Origin of the sequence: Microcoleus sp. AR_TQ3_B6 (assembly GCF_036702785.1) — a bacterium.
Classification (GTDB): domain Bacteria; phylum Cyanobacteriota; class Cyanobacteriia; order Cyanobacteriales; family Microcoleaceae; genus Microcoleus.
In genome coordinates this window covers 203,029-211,922 of record NZ_JAUBVJ010000003.1, presented here as the reverse complement: position 1 = coordinate 211,922, position 8,894 = coordinate 203,029, and the positions used below count along the sequence as shown (strand labels likewise).

9 protein-coding genes are annotated in these 8,894 nt (G+C 47.0%); 7 read left to right on the top strand and 2 right to left on the bottom strand.

All coding sequences use genetic code 11. The features are described from left to right. Positions 1–242 precede the first annotated feature (242 nt). Entirely contained in the window at positions 243–845 is a 603-nt protein-coding gene (locus tag QUB56_RS03255; RefSeq protein ID WP_332953105.1) for a hypothetical protein, read from the bottom strand. 54 nt (positions 846–899) lie between these two features. Here QUB56_RS03255 and QUB56_RS03250 point away from each other — a divergent pair, with 54 nt between their 5' ends. The 7 genes from QUB56_RS03250 (at position 900) to QUB56_RS03220 (ending at position 6,648) form a co-directional block, all read left to right on the top strand. Then, complete coding sequence (locus tag QUB56_RS03250) at positions 900–1,502, top strand: hypothetical protein (RefSeq protein ID WP_332953104.1); 603 nt, start codon at positions 900–902, stop codon at positions 1,500–1,502. Between the two features lie 357 nt (positions 1,503–1,859). Beyond that, positions 1,860–2,057, top strand: a complete 198-nt coding sequence (gene rpmI, locus QUB56_RS03245) for a 50S ribosomal protein L35 (protein ID WP_006634164.1) — start codon at positions 1,860–1,862, stop codon at positions 2,055–2,057. Between the two features lie 19 nt (positions 2,058–2,076). Beyond that, positions 2,077–2,433 carry a 50S ribosomal protein L20 gene (gene rplT, locus QUB56_RS03240; protein ID WP_015178606.1) on the top strand — a complete coding sequence of 119 codons (357 nt, stop codon included), beginning with the start codon at positions 2,077–2,079 and terminating at the stop codon, positions 2,431–2,433. Between the two features lie 272 nt (positions 2,434–2,705). After that, positions 2,706–3,236, top strand: coding sequence for a tetratricopeptide repeat protein (locus QUB56_RS03235; RefSeq protein WP_332953103.1), 531 nt, complete (start codon positions 2,706–2,708; stop codon positions 3,234–3,236). Positions 3,237–3,473: 237 nt separating this feature from the next. Then, entirely contained in the window at positions 3,474–3,851 is a 378-nt protein-coding gene (locus QUB56_RS03230; protein ID WP_332953102.1) for a response regulator, read from the top strand. After that, a complete protein-coding gene (locus tag QUB56_RS03225; RefSeq protein WP_332953100.1) occupies positions 3,848–4,456 on the top strand; it encodes a chemotaxis protein CheC in 609 nt (202 codons plus the stop codon). The genes QUB56_RS03230 and QUB56_RS03225 overlap by 4 nt, the downstream gene beginning before the upstream one ends. Continuing rightward, on the top strand, positions 4,453–6,648 hold the full coding sequence (locus QUB56_RS03220; RefSeq protein ID WP_332953096.1) for a diguanylate cyclase domain-containing protein: 2,196 nt from the start codon (positions 4,453–4,455) through the stop codon (positions 6,646–6,648). Before QUB56_RS03225 ends, QUB56_RS03220 begins: the two co-directional genes overlap by 4 nt. Positions 6,649–7,268: 620 nt before the next feature. Here the strand turns inward: QUB56_RS03220 and QUB56_RS03215 are convergent. Continuing rightward, positions 7,269–8,072, bottom strand: coding sequence for a phytanoyl-CoA dioxygenase family protein (locus QUB56_RS03215; RefSeq protein ID WP_332953094.1), 804 nt, complete (start codon positions 8,070–8,072; stop codon positions 7,269–7,271). Between the last annotated feature and the right edge of the window lie 822 nt (positions 8,073–8,894).

Below are 8,894 nucleotides of genomic sequence, written 5' to 3'. Positions count from 1 at the left end.
TTGATAATGCGGCAAGGGTATGGCTTTTCTAATTTTAATAATTTTAGGAATCGCGTATTAGCTTGCTTTTTTGATTAGATAAACTTATAACCATAAGTTCAGGAGAGCCATTGGAAATTGGTTATTGGTTATTGATTACTGATTATCAGTTTCGAGCGCAAATAACTGCTGACTACTGACTACTCAATGCTAACTGCTGACTAATGACTAATAACTAATGACTAATGACTAATGACTTCTTCTTAACCTTCCCGTACCATCCAGACAAGCATGGACAAAATTGTCTCGACAGGCGGAAACGGATAATCCCTGACATCAATAGTAACAATTTGCCCTTCGAGTTTCATAAATCTCCAAGCAGTGCCGCTAGTTACTGAACCGTAAATAGTCGGAATTGAGTTATTGTTGGCTTCATTAAATCTTTGAGCCGCCACCATTTCAGCGATGCACTGCCCCAAACCGCTGTTGATGTTATCTCGCTTAGCTTCTACCAGCACAACTGCAGGTGCTTCTATCTCAAATTGTTCAGGAGACCGGCTGATTAAAAAGTCGCAAACTCCATTTAATCCCGCCGCGATATCGACTGTGAAATCAGTACCTGAAAATACGCTGATTTGGTGGTTCAGCAACCGTTTGACTTCCAAAAGCGCGGGAGCGATAATTACTTCTGATTTGGCTTTTTCCGTTCCTACTGCGATCGCCCAGGGAACAGTATCTTCCAACAAACCTGCTAAAATGGGACTGGGGGCAATCGGCTCGACTTCCGGCAAAAAGCGGCCGCCTTCAACTGCGGTCAATCCGAAGCTTTGCTTAACCTTTCGCAGTGTAAAATCGCTGTATGCCATAATTTTGATTTGAAATTTAATAAACTGCTAAATCAATAAAATTGGTGCTTTTCAATGTCCTACAGTGAATTTACGCTCAGAAAGGCTAAACGCGATTTTGGCTTAACAACCGTAGAAGCAGGGCGATTCCTGCCGCAAACCGAGCCAATCGCTCCGAGTTTATATTTGACGGAATCGCTAATTGAAGGACTGCCCTTGGCTACAGCTACAGGTTCTGAAAAAGCGCGATCGGAACTGATTATTAGTCCTATTTTAGTCGAAGTCAGAAAAATTTTGCAACGGCAAGTGAGCCTATTTTCGGGAGAAGATTTTACCGTTGAACCGGAATTAGGATTGAGCGGAGTTTGCGATTTTTTAATCAGTCGCTCTCCCGAACAAATATTGATTGAAGCGCCTGCTGTTGTCATAGTTGAAGCGAAAAAAGCTGATTTAAAAGTTGGTTTGGGACAGTGTGCGGCCGAAATGGTGGCGGCTCAAAAGTTTAATGAAATTAACAATATCCCGATCGCCACAATTTACGGAAGTGTCAGCAGCGGTACAGTTTGGAGATTTCTGAAGTTGGAGTCAAAAACTCTGACAATTGACCTCAATGACTATGCTGTGCCCCCGGTGGAACCGTTGCTGGGGATGTTGGTTTGGATGGTTCGCGACGGTTAGGGCGATCGGCTGTTAACTAAAATTTTAAAACCTAAGTGGCAAGAAACCAAGGTGATAACATTGGTGCCGCTATGTGAGGTTATACCATTTGAGATTTTAGATTAAAGAATTGAAGAATTGGGAATGACTGATGACTACCAGAGTTTGGAGTACGGGCCTACAGTTGCATTCTTTTTTGAAACAGGTATTAAATAGAAAAAATCGTCAAATTCTCTCCCCATCGGACCCTCTCCCCAACTCCCCACCCCCAAATCTCCCCATCGGACTCTGTCTCCAACTCCCCACCCCCAAATCTCCCTTGCAGAAAGTAGCACAAACGTGATACGGTAGAACCTTGTGTCCAAATAACACCAGTTCATGCCAAAACTCAAAACTCGCAAAGCAGCCGCAAAGCGCTTTAGAGCGACCGGCAGCGGTAAAATTGTGCGCCGTAAAGCTTACAAAAGCCACTTGCTACAGCACAAAAGTTCAGCTCGCAAAAGCCGTCTCTCTAAGCTGGTCGTCATCGACGAGACCAACGATGCTAACGTGCGGTTAATGCTTCCATACTTGTAAAGTTTAACGGAAATTAAAGATGACACGGGTAAAACGCGGTAATGTCGCCAGAGCGCGCCGCAAAAAAATTCTCAAATTAGCCAAGGGTTTCCGAGGCGCACAGTCGAAACAGTTCCGCACAGCTAACCAACGGGTGATGCAAGCCCTGCGTAACGGTTATCGCGATCGCAAAAAACGCAAACGCGATTTCCGCCGCCTGTGGATTGCTCGGATCAATGCCGCATCGCGCCAGCACGGCACGAGCTACAGCAGACTGATCGGCAACATGAAGAAAGCCAACATCGAAATCAACCGCAAAATGCTGGCACAAATGGCGATCGTTGACCCAGCAACATTCGGTAAAGTTGTGGAAATGGCCAATCGAGCCGGAGCGTGAAAGTTCGGTTTATTTTCCGAATGCAGAAAGCAGAAGTAAGAAAGATTTAACTGTCTGCCAGAGAAGGAAAACTCCTGATAAATCTAGGAGGTTGAGACAAAATTTCCTTCTTTGTTCTTACTTCTGGATTCTGGCTTTTTCAGAAATCGCGATCGGGCCGATAGATCGCTCTTTCCTTGTTTTTTATACAGTGGCCCAAGCAAATCTTTGAGATTGCTAGCGCATTAAAATAAATAAAACCTTCCCCAGACCTACCTAATTTTAAGAAAAACATGGATAGTAATTTGCTCATTGTTTACCTGTCAGTCCTGCTCGCTATACTCGGCAGCACTTCCTGGTTTGTGGTGCGCCAGATTCTTAAAACTCGGAAGCTGGAAATGTCTCTGGAACGCTTAGAAAATAAGCTGACCATAGAAAAAGGAACAGCACAGGAATACTACGAATTAGGAAGTATCTATTTAGATAAGAAGCTTTACTCCCAGGCGATCGTACTGTTTCAAAAAGCCCTGAAAGCCAAAGACTTAGAAGGCGAAGAAAATCAAGCCGTTATTTACAACGCCCTCGGTTTTGCACACTTCGGGCAAGAACAGTACGACATCGCGATCCGCCAGTACAAAGAAGCCCTGAAGTTGCAGCCAGAATACGTTACCTGTCTCAACAATCTGGGCCACGCCTACGAGCGCAAGAAATTAACAGCTCAAGCCTTGGAAATGTACGAACAAGCTCTCGCCTGCGATCCAGACAATGCCACTGCCAAACAGCGAGTAGAGTCCCTCCGGAAGCGTTTGGTAATCTATAATTGAGCGCCCATGTTAGGAGCAATACAGATCCCGCAAACCTGGTTTCATTCAGAAACCGGGTTTTTTCTTCCCATAGTTTAAGATACTAAACTATCCAACACATTAATGCGTTAGTTTTTAAGAACAGGAATTCCGAGTCAATCTCGATCGCACACCGTCCCAGCACTTTAAATTACTGTCAAGATAAAAGTAGTACCTGCAACGCCGGTCAGTCCTAAACAATAGAAGGAGGAGAACGTAGTGACATCAATTCTCGTTGTCGAAGATTCGTGGTTGACTCGCAAAGTAATCTGCAAAATGCTGCGAGCTGAAGGATACGAAACTTTGGAAGCATCCAGCGGCCCACAAGCTCTAGAACTGCTCGGCACTAAAGCCCCAAATTGTATGCTCTTAGATCTGCTGATGCCGGAAATGGAAGGTCGGGAAGTCCTGCAAGCCATCCGCGATAGAGGATATAAAATTCCAGTCATAGTAATTACCGCAGACATCCAAGCAACTACCCACTCCGAGTGCATGGAACTCGGAGCCCTGGCAGTCATTCACAAAATGCCGAACTCAGACGAACTGATCGGGTGGATCAAAAAAGCTCTCAGTGCCAGCCAGGAGAGCACCCAATGAAATTAACCGCTCGACAGCTCGATGCTCTGCAGGAACTCGTCAACATCGGTATAGGTCAAGCGGCAGGGATTTTGAACGACATGATCGACTCCCCGATTCGCTTGCAAATTCCCTACGTTCAAATCCTGACTCCTCACGACGTGAAAGAAGTTTTAGAGGAGCACCTCAACGGCGAGCAAATCGCCGCCGTGCAGCTAAAATTCACAGGATCCTTTGGAGGCCTTGCACAGCTAGTCTTTCCCACCGACAGCGCGGCTATGCTCGTGACGATGCTCACAGGGGAAGAAGCTGGAACTCACGATCTCGATTCAGTCAAAATAGGTACCCTCAGTGAAGTGGGAAATATTGTAATTAATGGGGTTATGGGTGCAATCAGCAACTTACTTCAGCAGCGCCTGAACTACTCAATTCCCAATTACACCGAAGGGACGATTGCTACTTTGCTGACATCTGGCGGTTTAGGTACTGATACAGTTGTTTTATTAGCCCAGACGACTTTCATGATTGAAAGGCTTCAGATTGAAGGAGATATCATCCTCATTTTCAATGTCAGTTCCTTTGATACCTTGTTGGCTGCTATCAATCAACTTGCCGGGGGTCTATGATCGAGGAGAAGAAAACAATTGAGGAAAAGTTTGGAGTTCTTGACAGCGTACCAGTCGGCGCTTGCCTGCTGCGAGATGATTTTGTGGTGCTGTTTTGGAATACCTGTCTCGAAGACTGGACGAAAATTCCCCGCGACGAAATTTTGGGAACAAAAATCACAACTTTTTTTCCTCACCTGAGCCAGCTAAAGTACGCAAATCGCTTCCAGCAAATCTTTGCAGGAGGCCCGCCAACAATTTTTTCTTCTCAAATTCACAAATACCTGATTCCGGCCACTTGGCAAGACAGCCTGCAGCGCATCCAGCAAACTACTGTGACTGCTGTTCCTGCACTCTCAACGGGCTGTGCTCAACAGGATATTCCTGACTTGGTTCGATCGACTCTTGAGTTGGAACCAGGAGGTATGGTGCCAGAAGCAGAAGCTGTTGATGACCCATCCCCCTCAAACTTGAGGACTTCAGCTTCGCCTTACGGCTTTGTGCCATCAAACTGCCAATCGTTTTACGCCCTGTTGGTGATTCAAGACGTGACCGACCTCACCCACCGCATCCAAGCTTACCGCACCATGCGGGATCAAGCTTTGGAAGAAGTGCAAGTGCGTCAGCGGATCGAGGAAGAATTGCGATCGAGCCAGCATTTCATCCAGCAGATTGCTGACGCGGCGCCTTATTTGCTCTACATCTACGATTTGACCGAACAGCGGAACGTCTACGTCAACGGTCAAGCTTCTAATTTGCTCGGCTACACTCCCCAAGAAATTTTACAGATGCAAACTGCTTTGTACTCCAGTTTGGTGTACCCAGAAGATTTGCCGAGGCTCAAAGCCCACCAGCAAAAATTTCCCTCGGTCCAAGACGGGCATATTTTGGAGTTGGACTATCGGCTCAAACATCGATCGGGCGAATGGCGCTGGTTCCGCGGCCGCGATCAAGTGTTCGCCCGCACAGCCGACGGCTGGCCCAAACAAATTTTCGGCACCGCTCAAGATATCACCGAGTACAAGCGGGCAGAAGAGGCGCTGCGACAGCAGAACGAACGAGAACTGCTGATGGCGACGATTACTCAGCACATCCGCCAGTCTCTGGATTTGGGCGAAGTGCTCAGGACGACAGTGACAGAAGTGCGCCACTTCCTTCAGGCCGATCGAGTGATGATCGTCCGCTTCAACCCCTGTACCGGCACTTTCTGCCTTTCCCCGGCGACGGGGGCGGTAACAGTGGAATCTGTAGCTCCCAACTGCAAGCCGATGTTGGGCGAAACCCTGGAAAATTTCTGTTTTGACGAATTCTATCACGAAGCGTACCAACATCGGGCGATCCGACCCATCGCCGATGTCTTGGCCGCAGATTTGCCGCAATATCAAATTGACTTGCTCGCACAATTCGCCGTGAGAGCTTATTTGGTAGTGCCTTTAGTGCAAGGAGACGAGTTGTGGGGGCTGCTGATGGCCCACCAGTGCAGTCCCCGGCAGTGGATGCAGTTGGAAGTAGAGTTGCTGTCTTCTCTGGCCACCCAGCTGGCGATCGCCATCAAGCAAGCAGAACTCTACCAGCAGTTGCAAGCGGCCAACCTCAAGTTAGAGCGCTTGGCCACTTTAGATGAACTCACGCAGCTAGCAAACCGCCGCCGATTCGATCAGTATTTAGAAACGGAGTGGCGCAGACAAGCGCGGGAACAAACGCCTCTGTCCCTGATTCTCTGCGATATTGATTCTTTTAAAAGTTACAACGATACCTACGGGCACCCAGGGGGAGACGAATGTTTGCGGCAAGTCGCCGGGGCGATCGGCCTTGCAGTCAATCGCCCCGCCGATTTAGTAGCTCGCTACGGAGGCGAAGAATTTGCCGTTATTTTGCCAAATACCGCGATTCAAGGCGCCGTGATGGTAGCCGAACACATACAGCTCAAAATCTCCGCTTTGCAGCTTCCTCACGCTGGTTCTCTGGTGAGCCCCTATGTCACTCTGAGTCTGGGCGTAGCGAGTATTGTTCCTGCATCTGAATCGGGACCGGAAATTCTGATTGCCGCAGCCGACCAAGCGCTGTATCAAGCTAAACGACTTGGGCGCGATCGTATCCAACTTTACCAGCCCGACCCTGCAACTGGCAAGCCGAACGGGACAGCCGCTTCCATGCTTCCTGTAGATTTTTCTATACCCAATACTAATTTGCCCTCTCCCACAAGCGCTTGAGGAATTGCAATATTTGTGAATTCCGAATAGTTATACCAGCCCGCAAAAAGAATGCCACTGTAGCCCCGTGCTCCAAATCCCGATTTAGGGTTTCTCAGATAGATGAGGTACCATAGCAGCAGTGTGCAAACCAGTTCCAAAGATCTTGTTATATCAAATCCGCCCTTCATCGAAATTATTCATCTCTCTGTTCTCGAACTCTGCGTTCTGGAGCGTTCTCTGCGGTTTAATCATTCCAATGCAACCGGAATAGATATTAGAAACTTGACCGAATGCAAACTCGATCGCCTTTCCTAATTCTTGATAATTTGGCGTTTTGATAGAACGGAGAATATTTTTAAATTTTGAAAATCTTGATGAATTAGAAGAGGTTTTATTTGATCGCTGCCAACAATTACTCCAACAGCAAGATTTAATTCTGGGTTTAACAAACTTTCACTGGTGGCCTCAAGTTCCAGTTGCTGCTTAATTCTGGGTAAGTACCCAGACCTGATATGAGTTAACGGCTTGTGTTCAAGACCAATTACCAATTCGAGACTTTTGCAAGCGGTTGAATCTCAAAAAAAAGCAAAAGCGATCGCCCTTTTATGTCACAGAGCGAACGCCTATCACATTATTTTTTAGTAAGCAAACGCTTGATAAACCTCAACTTCCGGCTTCTCTTCCAGGGATTCAACAATCGGATTAAAGCGCAATAAATGGCGGGCGCGTTCCGAAAGAGTATCGAAGGAAGCACGGGGAATGTGAATGCAAACCTCCGGGCGATTTAACCAGCGCCGGCTGTAGCCAATCACCACCATCGGGCGCGGTATTTCCGTGCGGTTAGGAGTGCCTCGGTGAAGCCCCCGCACATCGCGGATCATCACATCTCCCACTTTCATCAAAACCGGCTCTAACTTTATCTCACCCGACTCCATGCGCTGCAACCCTTCCGCCTTCGAACTCATGTGCGTGCCCCGCACCACCTCAAACGGGCCATTTTCCAGCGTCATATCGACGAGTGGGAAGTTAACCGCTAGTTGGAATGGCGGCGTTTCTCTCCCAGTTTCCGGGAAAAGTGGCGGCGCATCCCGGTGCACCTCTTGATAGTCAGAACCCAGCAACGGCGTGTCTGTCGCCAACTGGCACATCACCGCATCTTCGCCCACCAAACGCTCAACCAGCGCTAGCACATCCTCATCTTCATAAATACTGGGATCGGCAAAGGGAGCGTTGAAAGGAAGGGTAACATAATAACGAGCTGGGCCGCGATTGCGAAGTTTACCTTCGCGCTCGATATGATCGTGTAGCAAGGGCGCAAAAGCTTCGCGCCAAACGTTCAGTGTTGCGGTGGAAAAATGATCGCGCAACACACAATAGCCATCGTTCAACACCGCTTGGGCGAACGATTCAATTTGTTGTTGATTATACCGTTGTTGCTTCATATTTCAATTTTTAGCATTTCATTCGGCTTTTGTGCTGGCGTAGAAAGCTAAAATTGCTAATTTTAATAAATTGTTACGGAACAGCTAACTCAGCATTTTATTGCTAAGTATTATCCCTGATTGTAATTTTTAAACCGAGGGTGCCGGTATTCGTGCTTATTTTATTCAAATTAGATAAAAATGCTGATGAGCTTAACAGCGACCAGAGCTATATTAAATGCTAAGTCGCCAATCTTTAGAAGCTGCGGAGTGCTTGCTGGAGAACCGGCGATTGTAATTACGCTTTCTCAGCTTTCTCCGTTCCCAAATTCACAGGACAGCCTAGGATAAGCTGTTACGCATTTAAACTGTATATTCTAGCAAGCGAGGACGCTTGAACTACAAGGAATTCACGATTACCAAACAAGCTATTTAGAGGCTTAACAGCTTATTTTCTAAGTAGTGTTTCACGCGGAAGAATTGAAATAGCCCGCAGGGTCGATCGAGCTTGCCTAAAACGTTTACATTATTTTCTCAAGCCCTTCTCAGGTCGCCCTATCTTCTGAATCTGTATTTTTGTTCTTGATTGGCGCTATTTCCTGAATACAAGCCGATCGGCGTAATTGTTCTTCGGGAGTTATGCTGATTTTTTTACCCGATCTACTCTCTTTATTTTACCTGCTGGCAGCATATTTGCACGCATCGGGATGAGCCCAGCCGAATAGAATAGTTAATGAAGTTAAGTCGTAATAAGGGTCACTTTTATCGACATGGACGAGGGAGCTGCCACCAGCCTAAGGCATGGTTTATAGCTATATTTGTCACCCACCCAGAGATAACTAA

What these genes read in the sequence shown, in the direction of transcription:
- QUB56_RS03255 (WP_332953105.1), bottom strand. Translation starts at nt 845, where the DNA reads ATGGCATACAGCGATTTTACACTGCGAAAGGTTAAGCAAAGCTTCGGA.
- QUB56_RS03250 (WP_332953104.1), top strand. Translation starts at nt 900, where the DNA reads ATGTCCTACAGTGAATTTACGCTCAGAAAGGCTAAACGCGATTTTGGC.
- rpmI (WP_006634164.1), top strand. Translation starts at nt 1,860, where the DNA reads ATGCCAAAACTCAAAACTCGCAAAGCAGCCGCAAAGCGCTTTAGAGCG.
- rplT (WP_015178606.1), top strand. Translation starts at nt 2,077, where the DNA reads ATGACACGGGTAAAACGCGGTAATGTCGCCAGAGCGCGCCGCAAAAAA.
- QUB56_RS03235 (WP_332953103.1), top strand. Translation starts at nt 2,706, where the DNA reads ATGGATAGTAATTTGCTCATTGTTTACCTGTCAGTCCTGCTCGCTATA.
- QUB56_RS03225 (WP_332953100.1), top strand. Translation starts at nt 3,848, where the DNA reads ATGAAATTAACCGCTCGACAGCTCGATGCTCTGCAGGAACTCGTCAAC.
- QUB56_RS03220 (WP_332953096.1), top strand. Translation starts at nt 4,453, where the DNA reads ATGATCGAGGAGAAGAAAACAATTGAGGAAAAGTTTGGAGTTCTTGAC.
- QUB56_RS03215 (WP_332953094.1), bottom strand. Translation starts at nt 8,072, where the DNA reads ATGAAGCAACAACGGTATAATCAACAACAAATTGAATCGTTCGCCCAA.